22 protein-coding genes are annotated in these 21138 nt (G+C 67.5%); 17 read left to right on the top strand and 5 right to left on the bottom strand.

The window, feature by feature from the left end:
• Positions 1 to 118 precede the first annotated feature (118 nt).
• Positions 119 to 1831 (top strand): urease subunit alpha, encoded by a 1713-nt coding sequence (ureC, locus tag C0R46_RS13395; protein ID WP_102960145.1) that lies wholly within the window; start codon positions 119 to 121, stop codon positions 1829 to 1831.
• Positions 1832 to 1862: 31 nt separating this feature from the next.
• Here the strand turns inward: ureC and C0R46_RS13400 are convergent, their stop codons facing one another.
• Positions 1863 to 2441: a PAS and helix-turn-helix domain-containing protein gene (locus tag C0R46_RS13400; protein WP_102960146.1), complete on the bottom strand. Its 579-nt coding sequence runs from the start codon at positions 2439 to 2441 to the stop codon at positions 1863 to 1865.
• Between the two features lie 93 nt (positions 2442 to 2534).
• Between C0R46_RS13400 and C0R46_RS13405 the strand changes: the two genes are divergently transcribed.
• Together C0R46_RS13405 and C0R46_RS13410 are read left to right on the top strand one after the other, a co-directional pair.
• On the top strand, positions 2535 to 3275 hold the full coding sequence (locus C0R46_RS13405) for a CoA transferase subunit A (RefSeq protein WP_102960147.1): 741 nt from the start codon (positions 2535 to 2537) through the stop codon (positions 3273 to 3275).
• A gap of 2 nt (positions 3276 to 3277) precedes the next feature.
• Positions 3278 to 3940 (top strand): 3-oxoacid CoA-transferase subunit B, encoded by a 663-nt coding sequence (locus C0R46_RS13410; protein WP_102960148.1) that lies wholly within the window; start codon positions 3278 to 3280, stop codon positions 3938 to 3940.
• Between the two features lie 125 nt (positions 3941 to 4065).
• On the opposite strand, the gene kce is transcribed toward C0R46_RS13410, so the two are convergent.
• From kce to C0R46_RS13430, 4 genes are all read right to left on the bottom strand, one after another.
• Positions 4066 to 4995 carry a 3,5-dioxohexanoate:acetyl-CoA acetone transferase gene (kce, locus tag C0R46_RS13415; RefSeq protein WP_102960149.1) on the bottom strand — a complete coding sequence of 310 codons (930 nt, stop codon included), beginning with the start codon at positions 4993 to 4995 and terminating at the stop codon, positions 4066 to 4068.
• A 32-nt stretch (positions 4996 to 5027) separates the two neighbouring features.
• A complete protein-coding gene (locus tag C0R46_RS13420; protein ID WP_102960150.1) occupies positions 5028 to 5756 on the bottom strand; it encodes an NAD(P)H-dependent oxidoreductase in 729 nt (242 codons plus the stop codon).
• A 9-nt stretch (positions 5757 to 5765) separates the two neighbouring features.
• Complete coding sequence (locus C0R46_RS13425) at positions 5766 to 6704, bottom strand: DUF6282 family protein (protein ID WP_245413575.1); 939 nt, start codon at positions 6702 to 6704, stop codon at positions 5766 to 5768.
• Between the two features lie 64 nt (positions 6705 to 6768).
• Complete coding sequence (locus C0R46_RS13430) at positions 6769 to 7551, bottom strand: HpcH/HpaI aldolase family protein (RefSeq protein ID WP_102960151.1); 783 nt, start codon at positions 7549 to 7551, stop codon at positions 6769 to 6771.
• 192 nt (positions 7552 to 7743) lie between these two features.
• Between C0R46_RS13430 and C0R46_RS13435 the strand changes: the two genes are divergently transcribed.
• The 14 genes from C0R46_RS13435 to C0R46_RS13500 all read left to right on the top strand — a co-directional run bounded on the left by C0R46_RS13435 (position 7744) and on the right by C0R46_RS13500 (position 21093).
• Positions 7744 to 8526, top strand: coding sequence for an IclR family transcriptional regulator (locus C0R46_RS13435; RefSeq protein WP_198598329.1), 783 nt, complete (start codon positions 7744 to 7746; stop codon positions 8524 to 8526).
• A 125-nt stretch (positions 8527 to 8651) separates the two neighbouring features.
• On the top strand, positions 8652 to 9791 hold the full coding sequence (locus C0R46_RS13440; protein ID WP_102960153.1) for an ABC transporter substrate-binding protein: 1140 nt from the start codon (positions 8652 to 8654) through the stop codon (positions 9789 to 9791).
• A complete protein-coding gene (locus tag C0R46_RS13445) occupies positions 9788 to 10516 on the top strand; it encodes an ABC transporter ATP-binding protein (protein ID WP_102960154.1) in 729 nt (242 codons plus the stop codon). The genes C0R46_RS13440 and C0R46_RS13445 overlap by 4 nt, the downstream gene beginning before the upstream one ends.
• Positions 10517 to 10526: 10 nt before the next feature.
• Positions 10527 to 11477, top strand: coding sequence for a branched-chain amino acid ABC transporter permease (locus C0R46_RS13450; protein WP_157944644.1), 951 nt, complete (start codon positions 10527 to 10529; stop codon positions 11475 to 11477).
• 2 nt (positions 11478 to 11479) lie between these two features.
• Positions 11480 to 12253 carry an ABC transporter ATP-binding protein gene (locus C0R46_RS13455; RefSeq protein ID WP_102960156.1) on the top strand — a complete coding sequence of 258 codons (774 nt, stop codon included), beginning with the start codon at positions 11480 to 11482 and terminating at the stop codon, positions 12251 to 12253.
• Positions 12246 to 13142: a branched-chain amino acid ABC transporter permease gene (locus tag C0R46_RS13460; protein ID WP_102960157.1), complete on the top strand. Its 897-nt coding sequence runs from the start codon at positions 12246 to 12248 to the stop codon at positions 13140 to 13142. Before C0R46_RS13455 ends, C0R46_RS13460 begins: the two co-directional genes overlap by 8 nt.
• A gap of 46 nt (positions 13143 to 13188) precedes the next feature.
• Positions 13189 to 14115 carry a cupin domain-containing protein gene (locus tag C0R46_RS13465; RefSeq protein ID WP_102960158.1) on the top strand — a complete coding sequence of 309 codons (927 nt, stop codon included), beginning with the start codon at positions 13189 to 13191 and terminating at the stop codon, positions 14113 to 14115.
• The gene (locus C0R46_RS13470; RefSeq protein WP_102960159.1) at positions 14112 to 14861 is read left to right on the top strand and encodes an SDR family NAD(P)-dependent oxidoreductase; all 750 of its coding nucleotides are present in this window, start codon (positions 14112 to 14114) and stop codon (positions 14859 to 14861) included. Before C0R46_RS13465 ends, C0R46_RS13470 begins: the two co-directional genes overlap by 4 nt.
• A 73-nt stretch (positions 14862 to 14934) precedes the next feature.
• Complete coding sequence (locus C0R46_RS13475; protein WP_102960160.1) at positions 14935 to 16182, top strand: iron-containing alcohol dehydrogenase; 1248 nt, start codon at positions 14935 to 14937, stop codon at positions 16180 to 16182.
• Between the two features lie 4 nt (positions 16183 to 16186).
• The gene (locus C0R46_RS13480; RefSeq protein ID WP_102960268.1) at positions 16187 to 17662 is read left to right on the top strand and encodes an NAD-dependent succinate-semialdehyde dehydrogenase; all 1476 of its coding nucleotides are present in this window, start codon (positions 16187 to 16189) and stop codon (positions 17660 to 17662) included.
• Positions 17663 to 17791: 129 nt separating this feature from the next.
• Positions 17792 to 18343 carry an urease accessory protein UreE gene (locus C0R46_RS13485; RefSeq protein WP_102960161.1) on the top strand — a complete coding sequence of 184 codons (552 nt, stop codon included), beginning with the start codon at positions 17792 to 17794 and terminating at the stop codon, positions 18341 to 18343.
• Complete coding sequence (locus C0R46_RS13490; RefSeq protein WP_245413576.1) at positions 18306 to 19103, top strand: urease accessory protein UreF; 798 nt, start codon at positions 18306 to 18308, stop codon at positions 19101 to 19103. The genes C0R46_RS13485 and C0R46_RS13490 overlap by 38 nt, the downstream gene beginning before the upstream one ends.
• Positions 19100 to 19732 carry an urease accessory protein UreG gene (gene ureG, locus C0R46_RS13495; RefSeq protein ID WP_102960162.1) on the top strand — a complete coding sequence of 211 codons (633 nt, stop codon included), beginning with the start codon at positions 19100 to 19102 and terminating at the stop codon, positions 19730 to 19732. The genes C0R46_RS13490 and ureG overlap by 4 nt, the downstream gene beginning before the upstream one ends.
• A gap of 164 nt (positions 19733 to 19896) precedes the next feature.
• Positions 19897 to 21093 (top strand): MFS transporter, encoded by a 1197-nt coding sequence (locus C0R46_RS13500; protein WP_102960163.1) that lies wholly within the window; start codon positions 19897 to 19899, stop codon positions 21091 to 21093.
• Positions 21094 to 21138 lie beyond the last annotated feature (45 nt).

Consider the following 21138-nt stretch of genomic DNA (forward strand, 5'->3'; position numbering starts at 1 on the left):
ACGGCTTGATGCACGGCTTTGGGGAAGACAAGCCCCCAAGACCGCCATATGGTTCCCGTCCGGGTGCGCTGCAACGAAGCACCGCGCCCGTCGTCATCCTGCTCCGGAGCCATCGCCCATGCCCGCTTCGATCGCCCGTTCCGCCTATGCCGCCATGTTCGGACCGACGACGGGCGACAAGGTGCGCTTGGCTGATACGGAGCTCTTCATCGAGGTGGAGAAGGACCTCACCACCTATGGCGAAGAGGTGAAATTCGGCGGCGGCAAGGTGATCCGCGACGGCATGGGCCAGAGCCAGGTGTCGCGCGCCGGCGGCGCCGTCGACACGGTGATCACCAATGCGCTGATCCTCGACCATACCGGCATCTACAAGGCCGATGTCGGGCTGAAGGGCGGGCGCATCGCCGCCATTGGCAAGGCCGGCAATCCGGATACGCAGCCGGGCGTCACCATCATCGTCGGTCCAGGTACCGAGGCGATCGCCGGCGAGGGCAAGATCCTGACGGCCGGAGGCTTCGACAGCCACATCCACTTCATCGCCCCGCAGCAGATCGAGGAGGCGCTCTTCTCCGGCGTCACCACCATGCTGGGCGGGGGCACCGGTCCGGCACATGGCACGCTGGCGACGACCTGCACGCCGGGGCCGTGGCACCTTGCGCGGATGATCCAGGCGCTCGATGCCTTCCCGATGAATTTCGGTCTGTCGGGCAAGGGCAATGCCTCGCTGCCTGCAGCGCTCGAGGAAATGGTGAAGGGCGGCGCCTGTGCGCTGAAGCTCCACGAGGACTGGGGCACGACGCCGGCTGCGATCGACTGCTGCCTGTCGGTTGCCGACGACTATGACGTGCAGGTGATGATCCACACCGACACGCTGAACGAATCCGGCTTCGTCGAGAACACGGTGGACGCGTTCAAGGGACGCACCATCCACGCCTTCCATACCGAGGGCGCGGGCGGCGGCCACGCGCCGGACATCATCAAGGTCTGCGGCCTGCCGAACGTCCTGCCGTCCTCGACCAATCCGACCCGGCCCTACACGGTGAACACGCTGGAGGAGCATCTCGACATGCTCATGGTGTGCCACCATCTCGACGCCTCGATCCCCGAGGACATCGCCTTTGCCGAAAGCCGCATCCGCAAGGAGACGATCGCGGCCGAGGACATCCTGCATGACCTCGGCGCCTTCTCCATCATCGCCTCCGACAGCCAGGCGATGGGCCGCGTCGGCGAGGTGGTGATCCGCACCTGGCAGACCGCCGACAAGATGAAGCGCCAGCGCGGCCGGCTGAAGGATGAGCGAGGCGACAACGACAATCTGCGCGCCCGCCGCTATGTCGCGAAATACACGATCAACCCGGCCATCGCGCACGGCATGTCGAAGGAGATCGGCTCGATCGAAATCGGCAAGCGCGCCGACCTCGTTTTGTGGGATCCCGCCTTCTTCGGGGTGAAGCCGATGATGGTGCTGCTGGGCGGCACGATCGTCGCAGCGCCCATGGGCGATCCGAACGCCTCTATCCCGACGCCGCAGCCGGTGCATTATCGGCCGATGTTCGGCGCGTTCGGCAAGGCGGTCGGCGCGTCGGGCGTGACCTTCGTCTCGGGTGCAGCGATGGCAGAGGGGCTGCGCGAGAAGCTCGGCTGCGAGAAGACCTTCCTTGCCGTCGAGAACACCCGCGGCGGCATCTCCAAGGCCTCGATGATCCACAACTCGGCAACCCCGCATGTCGAGGTCGATCCGGAGACCTACGAAGTGCGGGCCGACGGCGAGATACTCACCTGCGAGCCCGCCACCGTGCTGCCGATGGCGCAGCGCTACTTCCTGTTCTGACCGCCACCGAGGCGCGGCGACGGTCCTGCGCTCACGCGTCCTGCTCGCAGAACCAGGCGACCAGGGCCGCGGTGTTGGCAAGCCCGAGGCGCCGGGACAGGCGTAGGCGATGGGCCTCCACCGTGCGGGTTGACAGGCTCATCTCGGCAGCGATCGCGGCGCTGGTCCGCCCCTGCGCCAGCAACGAGAGGATCTGGCGCTGGCGCGGCGTCAGCGCGGCGTCACCGACAGGCCGGCTCATCGGCTCGAAGCAGTAGAGCGCGGCGGCGAACGGGTCGCTCGCCTGCGCCGAGCGGCCGGTGACGCGGCACCAGAAGCGCCGGCCGGCGGCGCCCGCCATCACCCGCTCGTCGTGAAAGGTCGCGCCGCCCGTCAGATGCGTGCGCCAGAGATGGCCGATGCGGACGAAGTCCGCGACCCCCGGATAGAGCTTCGAGAAGCTGGTGCCGACGATCTCCTCGCGCCGATAGCCGAAGAGGCCGGCGAATTCCTCGTTGCAGTCGCGGATGATGCGGTGGGCCGCGAAGACCATCGGCTTCGGGATCTCGCGCAGCGCAAAGCGCAAACTCTCGCCGGACTGTTCGGGATCGGATGGCCGTTGCGTCACCATGCCGTAGAATTACGGCTACCTGATCCGGCGCGGCAAGTCCTAGCCTGACGCTTCGACGGTCCTCGGGAGGGACCGCAGCGTGAGGGAGGTGAGATGCGCAAAGTCCACGGAAGTGCGGCAGAGGCGCTGGCTGGATTGCTGAAGGACGACATGGTGCTGATGTCGGGCGGCTTCGGCCTCTGCGGCATCCCGGAGGCGCTGATCGAGGCGATCCAGATCTCCGGCGTCAAAGGCCTGACGGTGATCTCCAACAATGCCGGCGTCGACGGCATCGGCCTCGGGCGGCTGCTCGAAACACGCCAGATCGCCAAGATGATCTCGTCCTATGTCGGCGAGAACAAGCTCTTCGCGCAGCAGTATCTGTCGGGCGAGCTGCAGCTCGAATTCAACCCGCAAGGGACGCTCGCCGAGCGTATCCGGGCCGGCGGCGCGGGCATTCCGGCCTTCTTCACCAAGACCGGCGTCGGCACGCTGGTTGCCGAGGGCAAGGAAACGCGCGAGTTCGACGGCGAGACCTATGTGATGGAGCGCGGCCTCTTTGCCGATCTCGCCATCGTCCATGCCTGGAAGGGCGATACGGAGGGCAACCTCGTCTACCGGAAGACGGCGCGCAACTTCAATCCGATGATGGCGACGGCGGCGCGCGTGACGGTGGCCGAGGTCGAGCATCTCGTCAGCCCTGGCGAGATCGATCCCGATCACATCCACACGTCCGGCATCTTCATCAAGCGCATCGTGCATGTGACGGCCACGGCCAAGCATATCGAGCAGCGCACGGTGCGGCCGCGCCGCGACCGGAGCGAGGTCGCCGCCGCCGCCGGGGAGGAGATCTGAGCATGGCCTGGACACGTGAGGACATGGCGGCACGCGCCGCGCGGGAGCTGCAGGACGGCTTCTACGTCAATCTCGGCATCGGCATCCCGACGCTCGTCGCCAACTTCATTCCGGAGGGCATGAGCGTCCAGCTGCAGAGCGAGAATGGCATGCTCGGCATGGGGCCGTTCCCCTATGTGGGCGAGGAGGATGCCGACCTCATCAACGCCGGCAAGCAGACGATTACCGAGCTGCCGACGACGAGCTACTTCTCGTCGGCAGACTCCTTCGCGATGATCCGCGGCGGCCATATCGACCTGTCGATCCTCGGCGCCATGCAGGTGGCCGAGAATGGCGACCTCGCCAACTGGATGATCCCCGGCAAGATGGTGAAGGGGATGGGCGGGGCGATGGACCTCGTCGCCGGTGTCAAGAAGGTGGTCGTGGTGATGGAGCACGTCGCCAAGGGCAAGGATGGCTCGATCTCGCCCAAGCTGCTGACGCGCTGCGACCTGCCGCTGACCGGCGCCGGCGTCGTCGACCTCGTCGTCACCGATCTCGGCGTCTTCTCGATCGACAAGAAGGGCGATGGGGGCATGGTGCTGATCGAGCTCGCCGACGGCGTGACGGTGGACGAGATCAAGGCGAACACGCAGGCCGCGTTCACGGTCGCGCCCGGCCTCTGAACGAGAGGCTGCGACCGGCCGCTTGCTCTGGCAGCGGCCTAAGTGGCCGACGAGGCGGCCAACATTGCGGCCGCCTCGTTATGGACGATTTCGAGAAGGTGGGGCGGCCTAGAAGGCGACGCCGTCTAGAAGGCGACGCGGTCGCCGCCCTTCAGCTGCAGCATGTGCCGCGCCTCGGCCGGGCTCGCGATCTCCAGGCCCATCTCCTCGATCAGGATACGCGCCTTGGCGACCTGCTCGGCATTGCTCGTCGCGAGCTTGCCGGGGCCGATCCAGAGCGAATCCTCCAGCCCGACGCGGACATTGCCGCCCATGGCGATGGACATGGCCGCGATCGGCATCTGGTTGCGGCCGGCGCCGAGTACCGACCAGCTGAAGTCGTCGCCGAACAGCCGGTCGGCAGTGCGCTTCATCATCATGACGTCTTCGGGGTGAGAGCCGATGCCGCCGAGGAGCCCGAAGACGCTCTGGATGAAGAAGGGCGGCTTCACCAGCCCGCGGCCGACGAAGTGCGACAGCGTATAGAGATGGCCGATGTCGTAGCACTCGATCTCGAACCGCGTGCCGTTGTCGGCGCAGGTCGTCAGGATCGTCTCGATGTCGGCAAAGGTGTTCTTGAAGATGCGACTGCGTGATTCCTCGATATAAGGGCGCTCCCAGTCGTGCTGGAAGGTCTTGAAGCGCTCCAGCATCGGGTAGAGGCCGAAGTTCATCGTGCCCATGTTGAGCGAGGCGACCTCGGGCTTGAAGGTTGCGACCGGGTTCAGCCGCTCCTCGACGCTCATGGTCGGCGCGCCGCCCGTGGTGATGTTGATGACGCAGTCCGAGCCCTGCTTGATGCGCTGCAGGATGGGTGCGAAGGCCTCCAGGCTCTGATCCGGGCGGCCGTCCTGAGGATTGCGCGCATGGAGATGGACGATCGCCGCGCCCGCCTCGGCGGCGCCGATCGCCGCATCGGCGATCTCGCTCGCCGTGATCGGCAGATGCGGCGACATGGACGGCGTATGGATCGAACCGGTGACGGCGCAGGTGATGATGACTTTGCGGGCGGACATGGGTTCTCCGTCTCGGGAACTGGGGAATGGTTTCAGCCGTCGAGCGCCCATGGCGCGGCGTCGTCCAGAGCCGCGGGGCGCGGGGCGGGCGATGTGCGCGTGGATGCGCCCAGCGTCGGCTTGGCGAGGAGCTGACGCAGACGCTCGCGCCAGGCATCGAGGTAGCCGGCGCGGCCCTGTGGCCCGACGCGGGGCGCGCCGTAGCAGATGAACGGCTCCTCGCAGGCGAGGCCCATATAGTCGAGCGTCAGGCGCTGCAGCGGCCATAGGACCTGCGCGATGTCACCATAGGCGCCGCCCTGGGAGAACCGGGCGGGCGTGCCGCCGGTGGTAACGCAGAGGAGGCCGCGCTTCTCGCGCAGGAGCCCGGTGTCGAAGCGCGCGCCGTCGACATAGGCAACGCCATAGGCAAGGACCCGGTCAATCCAGCCCTTCACGATGGCGGGCGGGCCGCCCCACCAGAGCGGGAAGAGGAAGACGAGCGCATCGCTTTCTGCGAGGCGCTGCTGCTCGCGCCGGATGTCCGGCGCAAAGGTGTCGCGCTCCGCCGCATGGAGCTGTTCGCTCTGGTAGTGGAAGCGGGTCGCGTCGGCGACGGTCGTAAAGTCGTGCCGGCCGGCAACCGGATCGAACGCGTCCGCATAGAGGTCGGACACAGTGACACCGTGCCCGGCCTCCGTGATCGTCCGCACCGCCTCGTCCTTCAGGGCCGCGCAGAAGGAGGTAGGCTCAGGATGAGCGTAGACGATCAGGACTCGCATCTGGACAGGTCAGGCGGCGAGGTTGAGCAGGCGGGCCGAGTTGTCGCCGATCAGCGTACGGATATCGGCATGCGAAAACTGCAGGTCGAGCAGCATGCGCACGATCTGGCGGTAGCCGTCCACCGGGCGTGGAGCCCCGCGCAGGCCGAGATCGGAGCAGAGGCAGGTGTTCTCGACACCGGCGACGTCGATCAGGTGGCGCAGGAACTCCGCGTCGTAGTTCTTGCCTGAGCCCTCGATGAACATGCAGATGGAGTGCTCCATGTAGACGCCCATCGCCACGAGCCCGCGGATGTCCTCGTCGGAGCAGCCGACGACATAGGTCGGGTGATTGACCAGCATCTTCTTCACGCCGCGGCTTTTGGCCTCCTCAAACAGCGGAAAGAGATCGGTCGCGTTCAGATGCCCGCCGGCGAGGATGATGTCGCCTTCGGCGATGAGGTCGAGCACCTGCTTCACGGCGTCGAGCATCTGGCCGTTTTCGTCGAAGATGCCGAGCGGGACCGGATCCAGCATCCGCTGCGCCGTCTTCGGGAAGTTCTTCGCCTCCGTCTCCGCCTTGCGGATGTGGTTGGCGGCCGACAGGGTCGGCATCCAGACGATCTTGGCGCCGATCTTGATGGCGTGGTCGACGGCAAAGGGGTTGATGCCGCCGCTGGCATTGTTCAGCGCGATGCCGGAGAAGAGCTGGACCTTTTCGTCTGGAAACAGGGTCTGCAGCAGCTTGGCGTGCGGCGTGCCGAGATAGAAGTGATCCTTGAACAGGAGGGCGCGGAAGCCGGCTTCCTCGGCATCCTGCATCGCCTCGCGATGATCGAGAATGCGAGGCATGGCGGCCGGGCCGCTGTGGCAGTGGAGATCCACCGCGCCGCGCAAGAGTTCGGCGACTTCCGCGTCCCGCGTGTCGTCGTCGATGGCGGGTGTGGCCATCATCGTCGAGGTGCTCATCGGTGTCTCCCAGAGCTTGAGTAGGAAGGCGGGTGAGAGCTGCAGCGCCCGTCACCGCCCCTGGTCAGGCCGCGCTTCTGATCGCGGCAAAGTCGTTGAGGACGGCCGTTGCGGCCTGCCGCATCAGCCCCTGGTCGCTCGAGACGATGAAGGCGGAGACGCCGATCCCGCGGAAGCCTTGCGCCTCGGCGAGCGAGCCCACCATGACGCAGACCGGCTTGCCGGCGGCGATCGCGGCAGCCGCGATGCGTTCGCTCGCAGCTTGAACCTTGGGGTCGGCGGGTGATGTCGCGCCCATGGCGACCGACAGATCGCCCCGCCCGACGAAGACGCCGTCGAGGCCGTCCACCGCGACGATGGCGTCTATCGTGTCGAGTGCTTCGGGGTCTTCGATCATCGCGATGACGGTGACAGACTTGTCCTGCGCCTCGACATGCGGCCACATGCCGACAGCGCCGTAGTCGCCGGCGCGCGGCGAGTTGGAGAAGCCGCGCGATCCGCCGCGATAGCGGCAGGCCGACACGACGGCGCGGGCCTTCTCGACGCTGGCGACGTGCGGGACGAGGACGCCCGCTGCGCCATCGTCGAGAGCGGAGAGGAGCTTGGACGGGGTCGGCTCGGCGACGCGCACGATGCCGGCCGTTCCGGATGCGCGCGCTGCCAGGAGGCCGGCATCGATGGCGACGCGATCGAACGGGGCGTGCTCCTCGTCGATGACGACGAAGTCGAAGCCGGCGGAGCCCAGGATCTCGATCGGATGCGTTGCCGGCGTCTTGATGAACGTGCCGACGAGGACATCGCGTGCCGTGAAGCGGGAGCGGAAACCGCGCCCTGGAGCGATTGACATCGCGCCCCTCCCTTTGTATCGCTGTTCAGAACAGTTTTTCGTTATATAAAACCTCTACACCTTCGGGCGGGAAGTCTGTCAAGGGCCAAGTTTTGGCTGCCGCAGTTGGCGGCGGCCTGAGCGGCAGCTCGTGGCGTGTTCCGATCCCCAGCCGTGCAGGCCTGTGGAGGATGCGGACGGCGAGGAGAGCGCGTGCCCAGGATCGAAGGAAAAAGCGGCGACGGCGTCCAGGCCGTACAGTTGACGCTCGGCATCATCGAGCACCTGGCGCGGGAGCGGCGGGCGGTCGGCGTGACGGCCCTGGCCCAGGCGCTCGGCACCACCAAGAGCCGCATCCATCGGCACCTGCAGACGCTGGTCGCCCAGGGCTACATCGTGCAGCCGAAGGATTCGGATCGCTACGAGAGCGGGCCTCGGCTGATCGCACTCGGCCGCGCCGTCAGCGACAGCCTCGACCTCACCCATGTCGCGGCCGATGCGCTGCTGGAACTGCGCGATGCGCTCGGCCACTCCGCCGTGGTCTCGCAGATCACGCCCGACGGCATAAGGGTTCTGGCGACTGTTCCCGGGCGGTCGCCGATCGAGATCGGGGTGCGGACCGGCTCGGTGCTGGCCTTCAACTGCTCGGCGCAGGGGAAGGTGGTCCTCGCCAACGCCTCGCCGGAATTTCGCGCTCGCGTCCTCCGCGGCAAGTTCGAGATCATGACTCCGCACACGATCGTCAGTCCGACGGTTCTGGCGGCGGAGCTGGAGGAGGTACGCCAGCGCGGATGGGCGACGGCCGCCAACGAGTCGGGCATCGGACTGAATACGCTGGCCGCGCCGATCTTCGATTCGGCCGGTGCCGTATGCGGCGCGGTGGGCGTCGTCGACATGGTCCAGTTCATCCCGGCAACACCCTCCGAGGACCAGCGCGAGCGCGTCATCGCCGCGGCAAAGCGGATATCGCAGGCCCTTGGCCACGGCGTGCTCTGACGCCCAACGAGGTCCGGCCACAAACGGCTTGACAAAAACCAGCAGCTAAATATCGTCATGAACGAAACAGCGTTCTGAACAACAGGACACCGGGGGAGCGGTCGTTGTTCATCAGGGAGGAGAGAATGCCCAAGTTTCGCTTGGCTTTGGCTGCCGCCATGGCCGCATCCATGCTGTCGGGCCCGGTAAGGGCAGAGGACAGTTTCAAGATCGGATCGTCCGTCGGGCTCACCGGCTATGCGGCCGTGGTCGACCGCGCCTGGCGCGATGGCATGGCCGTCGCGGCGGAAGCGCTGAACGAGAAGGGCGGCATCCTCGGCCGCAAGATCGAGATCATCACCGAGGACAACCGCTCGCAGCCGCAGGATGCCGTGGTCGGCTACCGCAAGATGCTGTCGAGCGACGAGGTGCAGATCTTCGACAGCGGCTGCGTCTCGGCCGGCAACTTCGCCGCCGCCGCCTTCGTGATGCGCGCGGAACTGCCGATGTATCTCTGCTCGATCCTGCCCAAGCGCGAGGAGGAACAGGCCTGGGCCTTCAGCTTCCTGCCGCCGCCGCGCTTCGAGGTCGAGCCACGCTACCAGTACCTCAAGGACAAGACCGACGTCCGCAAGGTGGGCCTCCTCTATGATCCGACGCCCTACGCCCTCCTGATGAAGGGGCTGGCCGAGGAACTGGCCGCCAATTTCGGCATCGAGGTGGTGGCGCAGGAATCCTACAAGGCGGACGACGCCGACATGAGCGTCCAGATCGGCCGCATCAATGCGGCGGGCGCCGGTGCCGTCATCAAGATCGGCCAGGGCGGCTCGACCGTGACCGCCGCCAAGAACATCCGGCAGCTCGGCCTCGACAAGATGATCCTGATGTCGAGCAATGATGACGGCTCGATCTTCCGCCAAGCCGGTGAGGTGCTCGGTGACCGCTTCCTCTTCGTTTCGCCGCCCGTGCAGCTTCCCAAGGAGCTGAAGCCGGGGCCCCGGAAGGAGGCTGTCGATGCCTTCCTGAAATACTGGTCGGCCAAGTATCCGGATCGCGACGCTGCCAATGGTGCACGCGCCTGGGATTCCATGATGGTGATGGCCAAGGCGGCCGAAGTCGCCAACTCCGTGGAAGGCGAGGCAATGCGGGACGCGACCGAAAAGGTGCCTTCGCACCAGGGCGCTTACGCCACCTACAACTTCTCCAAGGAGCACCATGTCGGCATCACCGAGAACCCGTTCCTGATCGGCAAGTTCGCTGGCGGTGAGTTGGTCCTGGCGCAATGACGGGTCGCAACACGGCTGCGGAGGCCGATCCCCTCCTCAGGGCCGAGGACGTCTCGGCCCGCTACGGACATGTGCAGGCGCTGCAGCCGACCAGTCTCGTCGTCGCGGAGGGGGAGATCGTCACGGTTCTCGGGCCCAATGGTGCGGGCAAGAGCACGCTGCTGCGGGCGCTGACGCGGCTGGTGGCGGGTCGCGGCCGCATCTACTTCCGCGGCGAGGATGTCAGCGGCCTGCCAACCCACAAGCTGGCGCGCCGCGGCATCGTCATGGTGCAGGAAGGCCGGGGGCTGTTCCCGCAGATGAGCGTGCGCGAGAACCTCGTCATCGGCGGTTATCTCCAGCCCGGCGAGGTCGACGCGCAGATGAAGGCGGTGTTCGAGCTGTTCCCGCGCCTGCGCGAGCGGCTGGATCAGACCGCCGGCTCGCTCTCCGGCGGCGAGCAGCAGATGCTGGCGATCGGCCGGGCGCTGATGGCCAAGCCCCAGCTCCTGATGCTCGACGAGCCCTCGCTCGGGCTCGCTCCGCGGGTTGCGGGGGAGATCCTCAGCACGCTCGGCGAGCTCAACCGGCGCGGCATCGGCATCCTCCTCGTGGAACAAAAGGCGCCGCTCGCGCTCAAGCTCGCGCAGCGCGTCTACGTCATCTCGCTCGGCCGGATCGTCGCTGAACTCAAGACAGACGAGATCGCATCCTATCATGACCTCGCACGCTACTATCTCCACTGAGCCGGCCGGGATGATCCCGTGGCGAACGCTGCTGCCGATCGCCGCTGCGATCGTGCTGACAGGTATAGGTCTCCTGTCCGGCTCCTACGCCGTGACCGTGCTCGGCTTTGCCTTCATCTACACGATCTTCTGCACCGGCCTGAACTTCTTCATGGGCTATACGGGGCAGGCCTCGTTCGGGCAGAGCGCGTTCGCCGCCATCGGCGGCTATGGCAGCGCCATTCTCTGCGCGGATTACGGCTGGGGGCCGTTGCCGGCGCTCATCGTCACCATGGTGATTTCGGGCATCGCGGCGCTGCTGGTCGGCTACCCGACTCTGCGCCTGCGCGGCCACTACCTCGCCATGGCGACCTTCGCGCTCGGCCTTATCGTCTACGAGATCAGCATCGAATGGACGAGCCTGACGCAGGGCTACATGGGCTATTCCGGCGTGCCGCCGCTGAGCCTCCTCGGCTACGAGCTCGGCACCGTCGAGCAGCAGCTCGTCGCGCTCTTGGTCCTCGCACTCTTCGGCATCTTCATCAGCAATCGCCTGCGTCAGTCGCGCTTCGGGCGGGCGCTGGCCGCGATCGCCGGCAGCGAGGCCGCCGCGCGGGCGCTCGGCATCGATATCGCCCGCTGCAAGCTGATCGCCTTCGTCATCGCCGCGCTCTACGCTTCCGCCGCCGGCTCGCTGTTTGCCCATTTCGTCGGCTTCATCAGCCCGGAGGTCTTCGGGGTGACGATGGTCGTGCAGAGCTTCGCGATGCTCTATCTCGGCGGCATCGGCACGACATGGGGCCCGATGATCGGGGCGATCATCGTGTCCATCCTGCCCGAAGCGCTACGCGGACTGCAGGAGATGCAGGACATCGCCTACACCGCGATTCTCATCTTCATCCTGATCTTCGCGCCGCGTGGCCTTGCCGGCCTCTCCAGTCTCTTTGCGCGCGGCAAGAGCCGCAAGCTCGAGGAGGCGTGACCGTGGCGCTTCTGTCTGTCCAGAACGAGACCAAGCGCTTCGGTGGCCTGCTGGCCAACGACGCCATCTCCTTCGACGTGAAGGAGGGCGAGCTCCTGGCCGTCATCGGCCCGAATGGCGCCGGCAAGACGACGCTGTTCAACGTCATCTCCGGCTTCTTCCCGCCGACGACCGGCTCGATCCACTTCGACGGGCGCGACATCACCGGTGCCTCGCCGCACCGAGTCGCAAGTTCCGGCCTGATCCGCACCTACCAGCTCGTGCAGCTCTTCAAGCAGCTGACCGTCTTGGAGAATGTCGAGATCGGCAGCCACCGGGTGACGGAGGGCGGCGTCTTTTCCGCCCTGCTGCGTCCGCCGTCGATGCGCCGCCAGGAGGAGGAGGTGCGCGCCACCGCCCGCGAACTCCTGCGCTTCGTCGGGCTGGAGAAGCAGGCCGACATGCCGGCCGACAGCCTGCCCTATGGCCGCCAGCGGCTGCTGGAGGTCGCGCGGGCGTTGGCCGCCAAGCCGCGCCTGCTGCTGCTCGACGAGCCCGCCGCCGGTCTCAACATGCAGGAGACTGCCGCACTCGCCGAGGTCATCCGGCGCATCCATGCCGGCGGGACGACCGTCATTCTCATCGAGCACGACATGAGCCTCGTCATGCAGATCGCACAGCGGATCGTCGTGCTCGATTTCGGCCGCAAGATCGCGGAAGGAACGCCCGACGAAATCAAGGCGCATCCCGACGTCATCGCGGCCTATCTCGGTGGTACGGAGACGCTCGATGCCTAATGCGATCGAATTCACCCAGAGCATCGTCAATGGCATCAGTGTCGGCCTGATCTACGGCCTCGTCGGCATCGGCTTCTGCGTCATCTACAATGCCAGCGGCATCGTGAACTTCGCCCAGGGCGTCTTCGTGATGCTTGGCGGCATGGTGTGCCAGGCGCTCCTGACATCGCTGGGCATCCCGCTGATCCTCGCGGTCGTCCTGACGATCCCGCTGGTCGCCCTGTCAGGCCTCCTCATGGAGGTCGCCATCGTGCGCCCGATGATGAACCGCGGCGCGACGCTCTTTGCCATCATCCTTGCGACGCTGGCCGCGCAGATCATGGTGGAGCGCATTACGCTGCTCACCCTCGGCGACCGCCCGCGCACCTATGAGGAGTTCACCAGCGGTGGGCCGTTGAAGCTCGGCGACGTCGCGATCGGCTACCAGCTGTTCTGGATCCTCGGCTGCGGCGCCTTGCTGGTGCTGGCGCTCTGGCTCTTCTTCACCCGCACCCGGTCGGGGCGGGCGCTGCGGGCCTGCTCGCAGAACCGCGAGGCCGCCCAGCTCCTCGGCATTCCGGTGGCGCGGATGATGCTGCTGGCCTTCGGCCTCAGTGCGGCGCTCGGCGCCATCGCCGGCATCCTCGTCACGCCGACGCAGTACACCGCCTACAATGTCGGCACGCCCTTCGGCGTCAACGGCTTCATCGCCGCGATCATCGGCGGCTTCGGCCGCGCCGGCGGGGCGCTGGCCGGCGGCTTGCTGCTGGGCGTCTTGCAGGCCCTCGCCATCGTTGTCCTCGGCGCCGGCTTCAAGAACGTCGCTGCGCTGAGCGTCCTCCTGCTCGTGCTGCTGCTCTTCCCGAACGGCATCTTCGCCGGCTTCGGTCCCAACGCCAAGGCGCATTGAAACCGCAACGTCGCGCGCCTCGACGACATCCTCAAGGACGACGATCATGTACTCAGCCGACGATCCGCGATCCTCGCTTTCCACCGCTGCCCGGCCGACGCCCACCCCCGCCGCCACAAGCTTTGCCGCCGCCGACTACGTCCGCTTCTACGACATGCCGCCGCAGGCCGACGATGCGAACGGCAAGACCTGGATCGGGCGCGGGCAGGCTTTCGTCATTGCTCACACGCAGGCGGAGGCCGGTGGCACGTTCAGCCGGTCCGGCCAGGTCGACGAATATGTCGTCCTGCTGCCCGATCGGGACGCGCCGGCGACGATTACCTGGGAGGGTCAGACGCAGGAGGTTCCCGGCCACTCCATCGCCTTCGTGCCGCCGGGCGACAGCACGGTCACGCTGCCGAAGGGCGGGCGGCTGGTGCGGATGTTCACCAGCCAGTCGGAGGATCTCACAGCCGCGTCGGCCAATGCCGACGCCTATGCGACCCCGCATCCGAACATCCCGCCCTTTCAGCCTTGGCCAGAACCACGGGGCGGCCACCGAATCCGCTTCTACTCGCTGGATGTGCCGGACGAGCCGGGCCGCTTCGGCCGCATCTTCCGCTGCACCACGCTCATGGTGAACATGCTCCCCGTCGAGCGGCAGCCGCGCGACATCACCAAGCTGTCGCCGCACTATCACGACGATTTCGAGCAGTGCTCACTGGTGCTCGCCGGCGCCTTCACGCACCACCTGCGCTGGCCATGGACGGCCGATCTCAACGCGTGGCGGGCGGACGAGCACGAACTCTGCGGAACGCCCTCGATCACCGTCATCCCGCCGCCGGCGATCCACACCTCGCGCGGCATGGACGAGCACCTGAACCAGCTCGTCGACATCTTCGCGCCGCCGCGGCTGGATTTCTCGCAGAAGCAGGGATGGGTGCTTAACGCCGACGATTATCCGATGCCCGGCGAGGAGGGCTCGGCACAATGAGCGCGGCAGGCACGTCAGAGGGCAAGGTGGTCCTCGTCACCGGCGGCTCGCGCGGCATCGGCGCGGGCATCGTCAGGCGATTTGCGGCCGATGGCCACCGTGTGGTCGTCGTGTACCGGTCGGATCGCGATGCGGCCGAGCGGCTGGCGGGCGAGCTGTCGGATGGCAGCGGCCGCTGCATCGCGGTGCAAGCCGACATCGCCGACGCCGCGGCGGTCGACAGGCTGGTGGCAACGACGGTCGAGACGTTCGGCGGGCTCGACGTCGTCGTCAATTGCGCCGGCGTCGGCACCTATCGCAAGCTCGGCGAGATGGACACGGCCTATGTCCGCGCGATCTTCGACGCCAATGTTCTCGGCACCGTGCTGGTCACGCAGGCGGCGCTGCCGCATCTGCCCTCGCCGGGCGGGCGCATCATCAATGTCGCCTCGGCGCTGGCTTTCCGGCCGATCCCGTCGAGCACGGTGTACTCGGCCTCGAAGGCTGCCGTGGTGACGCTGACGCACGGCTTTGCCAAGGAGCTCGGGGGCCGCGGTATCACCGTCAATGCGGTCGCGCCGGGCGTCATCGAGACCGACATGACGCGCACGATCCTTCAGGAGCGCGGCGAGCAGATCCTCAGCATGACGCCGCTCGGCCGCATCGGTCAGCCGGACGACATCGCCGGGATCGTCGCCTTCCTTGCTTCAGCCGAAGCCGGCTGGATCACCGGGCGCACCATCGTCGCCGACGGCGGCGTCACCTGAAGCAGGCGCCGCCCTCCGCTCTTCGATAACCGCCTGCACGTTGCGGGAGCTGCCCGCTATTTGAGGACGCCGCATGTCCCTGTTCGGACTCCTGCGCCAGCCGCGCAACCTCGTCTTCGGCACAGGCCAGCGCCGCGCCCTGCCGGGCTACGCCAGGGCGCTTGGCCAGCACGCGCTGATCGTCACCGACGCGCGTCTGTCGGCCGAGGCCGACTTCGTGCAGCTGGTCGATGCTCTGCGCGGCGCGGGTGTCGCGACGACGGTCTTTGACGGCACGATTCCCGAGCTGCCGCTTGCCTGCATCGACGCCGCCGTCGAGGCGGGACGGGCCTTCGGCGCCGATCTGGTGATCGGCATCGGCGGCGGCAGCTGCCTTGATGCCGCGAAGGTCGCGGCGCTGCTGCTTGCCCATGACGGGCGGGCCTCGGACTACTACGGCGAGTTCAAGGTGCCCGGTCCGGTGCTGCCGCTGATCGCGCTGCCGACGACGGCCGGCACCGGCTCGGAGGTGACGCCGGTCGCGGTGATCGCCGATCCGGACCGCGCGATGAAGATAGGCATCGCCAGCCCGCATCTCATCAGCCACACGGCGATCTGCGATCCGGAGCTGACATGGTCCTGCCCGCCCGGTCTGACGGCGATCTCCGGCGCCGACGCGCTGACCCATGCGATCGAAGCCTTCACGACGCTGCGCCGCGAGCCGACCGGCACGATCGCACATGAGCACGTCTTCCTCGGCAAGAACGAGCTGAGCGATGCCTACGCGTTGATGGCGATCAGGATGATCGGCTCCAGTCTGAAGCGCGCGGTCGAGGACGGGAGCGACCGAGAGGCCCGCGAGACGATGATGCTGGGCTCCACCGCCGCAGGGCTCGCCTTCGGCACGGCGGGCACAGCGGCGGCCCATGCGGTGCAGTACCCGATCGGGGCGCTGACGCACACGCCGCACGGTGCCGGCGTCGCCGCGATGATGCCCTATGTCATGGCGTTCAACCAAAGCCATTGCGAGGCCGAGCTCGCCGATATCGGCGAGGCTCTCGGACTGGAGCGTGCGAGGCGGTCTGTGGCCGAGCGCGCGAGCGCTGCGACCGACGCGGTCGCCGAGCTCTTTGCCGCGATCGGCATCCCGCGTAGCATCGCCGATCTCGGCGTGTCGCAGGACCAGATCGGCGGCATCGCAGAGGGCGCGATGGCGAGCGCCCGGCTGGTGAAGAACAATCCTCGACCGCTCGACCTGTCCTCCATGACGAGGCTGGTCCAGGCAGCGTTCGATGGCGACCGGGCCCGCCTTCTGGCGAATGCCGGCGAAAAGAGAGGCTGAGACGATGACACTCCACACGACCGGCTTTGCGGCGGCACTCGACCTTTCCTCCATACCGACCGACCTCCTGATCGGCGGACGCTGGCGGGAAGGCTCCACGGGAAAGCGCATCGATGTGCTCGACCCATCCACCGGGGCCGTCATCGCCGGCGTTGCCGATGCCGGCGAGGATGACGCGTTGGATGCTGTGGCCGCGGCTTATGAGGCAGGCCCGGCCTGGGCCGCGACGGCGCCGCGCAAGCGCTCGGAGATCCTGCGCCGCTGCTTCGAGCTGATGATCGAACAGCGCGAGCAGCTGGCTGCTCTGATCAGCCTCGAGAACGGCAAGTCGCTTACTGATGCCCGAGGCGAGGTGACCTACGCCGCCGAGTTCTTCCGCTGGTTCTCCGAGGAGGCGGTGCGGCTGAACGGCGATATCTCCCGCGCCCCCTCCGGCGCCAACCGGATCGTCGTCCAGCACCAGCCGATCGGGGTTGCGGTACTGGTGACGCCGTGGAACTTCCCGGCCGCCATGGCGACGCGCAAGATCGCCCCGGCGCTCGCCGCCGGCTGCACCTGCGTCCTGAAGCCCGCGACCGAGACGCCGCTGACGGCCTATGCGCTCGCCGCCCTCTATGCCGAGGCCGGCGTGCCGGACGGCGTCGTCAACGTGCTGACGACCGATCGGGCCGGTCCGCTGGTTTCGGCGATGCTGCACGATCGACGGGTGCGCAAGCTCTCCTTCACCGGCTCCACCGAAGTCGGCCGCAAGCTCCTGCGCGAAGCCGCCGATACGATCGTCTCCTGCTCCATGGAACTCGGTGGCAACGCGCCCTTCATCGTCTTTGACGATGCCGATCTCGATGCGGCGATCGAGGGCGCCATGATCGCCAAGATGCGCAATGGCGGTGAGGCCTGTACGGCGGCGAACCGCTTCTACGTCCAGCGCGGCATCATCGATGCCTTCTCCGAGCGGCTTGCCGCGCGCATGGGCGCGCTGAAGGTCGGGCCGGGCTACGAGGAGGGCGTCGAGTGCGGGCCGCTGATCAACCGCGGCGCCGTCGATCGCAATGCGGCGCTGGTCACCGACGCCGTGTCGCGCGGCGCGACGGTGCTGACGGGCGGCCAGGTGATCGAGCGCGACGGCTTCTATTTCCCGCCGACCGTCATCAGCCATGTCGGTCCCGATGCCCGGATGCGCAACGAGGAGATCTTCGGGCCGATTGCGGCGATCACCGCCTTCGATACCGAGGACGAGGTCGTCACCGCCGCAAACGATACGGAGTACGGGCTGATCGCCTATGTCTACACGCGCGATCTCGCTCGCGGCCTGCGCGTCTCCGAGCGGATCGAAGCCGGCATGATTGGCCTCAATCGCGGCCTCGCCTCCGATCCCGCCGCACCGTTCGGTGGCGTCAAGCAGAGCGGGCTCGGCCGCGAGGGCGCCCATCATGGCATCCTCGAATTCTGCGAGACCAAGTACATCGCCGTCGAGTGGTAGGCGCTTGAAGCCGGACCCGATCAGCCGATCCGGCTTTTCCTCTCGCAATGCCAGGACCTGTCAGGGCACCGTGACTGCAGATAGCAGACGATCTATCTGTGGAATGTCCGCAGGAGCCTGGGATAACGAATGATACGTGCGACTGAAGTTGTGTCCGGTCCGCAGCAGGCGACTGCCGACGACACGATCACGCTGGACGAGACGGCGCGGCACCGCCGGCGCATGGCAATGGTCAGCGACAACGGCATCGCCTTCATGCTCGATCTGCCTGAGGCCGTGCTGCTGCGCCAAGGCGACCGGCTGGCGCTGGAGGATGGCCGTTTCGTCGAAGTCCTCGCCAAGCCCGAGCCGCTGCTTGCCGTCGCAGGGCACGATGCCCGGCATCTCCTTGTCCTGTCCTGGCACATCGGCAACCGGCATCTGGCCGCCGAGATTGCGGCCGACCGAATCCTGATCCGGCGCGATCCGGTGATCGCGGAGATGCTTGCCGGACTCGGCGCGAGCCTGGAGGAGGTCGAGGCGCCGTTCCATCCTGAAGGCGGCGCCTACGCCGGAAGCCATGGCGGACACGAGGCGCATGGCTCGGCTGGCCATCATCACGGCCATGATGACGCGACGCAGTCGGACGCTCTGGTCGACGACCATGGCCATTCGCATACGCATGGGCACGGCCATCGCTGACCTGGTAGCGCCGAAGATGGACATCGCCAGCGGGGGCGGCGGCGGCGGGGAAGGGCAATCGCCGGCCCAACTCCTCAATCTCCTCACCTGGCTTTCGCCGGCCTTCCCCGTCGGTGGCTTTGCCTGGTCGCACGGCCTGGAAACCGCCATCCGCGAGGGCCAGGTCGGCGATCGCGCGACGCTGGTCAATTGGATCGCCACGCTGGTGGACAGCGCCAGCGGCTGGAACGACCTCGTCCTGTTCCGCGAGGCCTATGCGGCGGCGCGCAGCAATGACGGTGAGCACCTGGAAGCCGTCGCTGAACTTGCGGTCGCGCTGGCCGGCACGGCCGAGCGGCGTGCCGAGACGCTGGCGCTTGGTGCGGCTTTCGCTGCGGCCTCGGCGCCGTGGCTGACGGACGGCGCGGAGAACTCGCCGGAAGGTGCGTCCGAACCGGACGATCCGCTGCTGCCGGCGCCCGCCATCGCCTATCCCGTCGCGGTTGCTCGGCTCTCCGCCCTCAACGGCATAGCGCCCGGTGACGCGCTGCTTGCCTATGCGAACGGCTTTGCCGCCAACCTCGTCAGCGTTGCCGTGCGCCTCGTCCCACTTGGCCAGAGTGACGGCGTGCGGGCGCTCAAAGCGCTGGAGCCGGTGCTGATCGCGGCAGCCGAAGGCGCGGCACACTCGACGCTGGACGATCTCGGCAGTGCCGGCTTAACCTCTGACATCGCCGCGATGCGGCACGAGACCCTTCAGCCGAGGCTGTTCCGCTCATGATCTCCCCCCATGGCCCCTTGCGCGTCGGCATCGGCGGCCCCGTCGGTTCCGGCAAGACGACACTCGTCGAGAAGCTCTGCAAAGCGGCGCGCGAGACCTGGTCGATCGGCGTTGTGACCAACGACATCTATACCCGCGAGGATGCCGAGGCGCTGGTGCGGCTGCAGGCGCTGCCGGCCGACCGCATCATCGGCGTCGAGACGGGCGGCTGCCCGCATACGGCGATCCGCGAGGATGCCTCGATCAACCTCGCCGCCATCCGCGAGCTGCGCACCCGCCACGCTCACCTCGATCTCGTGCTGGTGGAGTCCGGCGGCGACAATCTTGCCGCGACCTTCTCGCCCGATCTCGTCGACCTTTCGATCTATGTGATCTCGGTGTGCCAGGGCGACGACATCCCGCGAAAGGGCGGCCCGGCGATCACCCGCTCCGACCTCCTGATCGTCAACAAGACCGATCTTGCGCCGCATGTCGGCGCCAACCTAGACCGCATGGCGACGGATGCGGCCCGCGGGCGCGGCACGCTGCCGACGGTCTTCGCCGACCTGTCGCGCCAGCGCGGTCTCGCCGACATCCTCGCCTTCCTGTCCGAGGCGGGGGGCCTGCCGTCCATCGCAGCCGCCGCGTGAGCTCGATAAGAAGGCGGCCTGCGAGCCTTCGCCGCACGAGCTCATCATCGCCCAGTTGCTGGCGAGGCTCGTCGAGCGCACCGGCGGTGGTGTGATGATCACAAAGTGCTTAGACGCCCTTGGCCGCCTCGCGGGCCAGGCGCGGTGGCGGGGCGAGCGTGGCGATGCGACACGACGCTGTGGCTGACGCGGCCGGTGCGGAGGGTCTCGCCGGCGAGGCCACGCTGGATCGTGCCGCGATCGTGGCCGTCGTCCTCGGCATTTCGGCCTTCGCCGTCGCGCAGGGGCTGACCTATCCGCTGATCTCCCTGTCGCTCGAGCGTCTCGGTGTCTCGGCGTCGCTGATCGGGCTCAACGCGGCCGTGTTCGCTGCCGGGCTCGCCGCCGCGACGCTGCTCATCCGCCATCTCACGACGCGCCTCCGCGGTGATGCCCTGATCGTCGCGGCGCTCGGCGGCTGCTCGCTGGCCTTGGCCGCATTCAGCCTGGCTGACAGCCTGCTGGTCTGGTTCGCAGCGCGCCTTCTGCTCGGCCTGTGCGCTGGCACGGTGTTCATCCTCAGCGAGGCCTGGCTGCATGCGGCCTGTCCCGACCACATTCGCGGACGCGTGTCGGGCATCTACGGCGCCGGCATGTGCCTTGGCTTTGCCGCCGGGCCCGTCGCGATCCCGCTCGTCGGCACGGCGCATGGCTTTGCCTTCGCCATGACCGCCATCTACGTCGCCGTGGTCGCTTTCACGACGGCCCTGCTCGCCCGCCGCGCCCGCACCAGGCCGGAGAGCGTGCCGGCAGGTGCGCTGTTCGAGGTGCTGCGGCGTTGGCCGGTGCTGCCGGTGATGGTTCTCGCCTTCGGCTTTGCCGACATCGCGGCGATTTCCGGTATGCCGATCTACTTCGTGCGGATCGGCCATTCGGAGTCCTTCGCGGCGCTGAGCGTCACCGTGCTGGCGCTGCCGACCGCCTTCGCCCAGCCTGTCGTGGGCTATCTTCTCGATACGCTACCGCGGCTGAAGGTCGGGATCGGCGCCGGCGTCATGGCCGCAGGCGGCTTCCTGCTGCTGCCCTTGGTCCGGTCCGACGCGGCGATCCTTCTGGTCTTTGCCGTCATTGGCGCAGCCAGCTTTGCCGTGATGACGGCTGCGCTGACGCTGCTGGGAGAGCGTGCGTCCGGCGGCCTCCTCGTTGCGGGGACAGCGCTGTTCTCGCTGGCCTATGCCGGCGGCAGCGCCTCGGGGTCGATCATCACGGGTCTGGCGATGGAGGTCTTCGCGCCGTCCGCCGCGCCTGTTGCCGTCGGCCTGGTGCTGCTGGCGCTAAGCCTGAGCTTCCTGGCTGACGGCCGAGCCCGGCTGCCGAGCTGAAATCAAGCGCTCGGTAACGCTATCAGCGGCTTCCGGCAGAGCGGC

Source organism: Mangrovicella endophytica (assembly GCF_002893625.1).
In the GTDB taxonomy this organism is placed as follows: domain Bacteria; phylum Pseudomonadota; class Alphaproteobacteria; order Rhizobiales; family Rhizobiaceae; genus Mangrovicella; species Mangrovicella endophytica.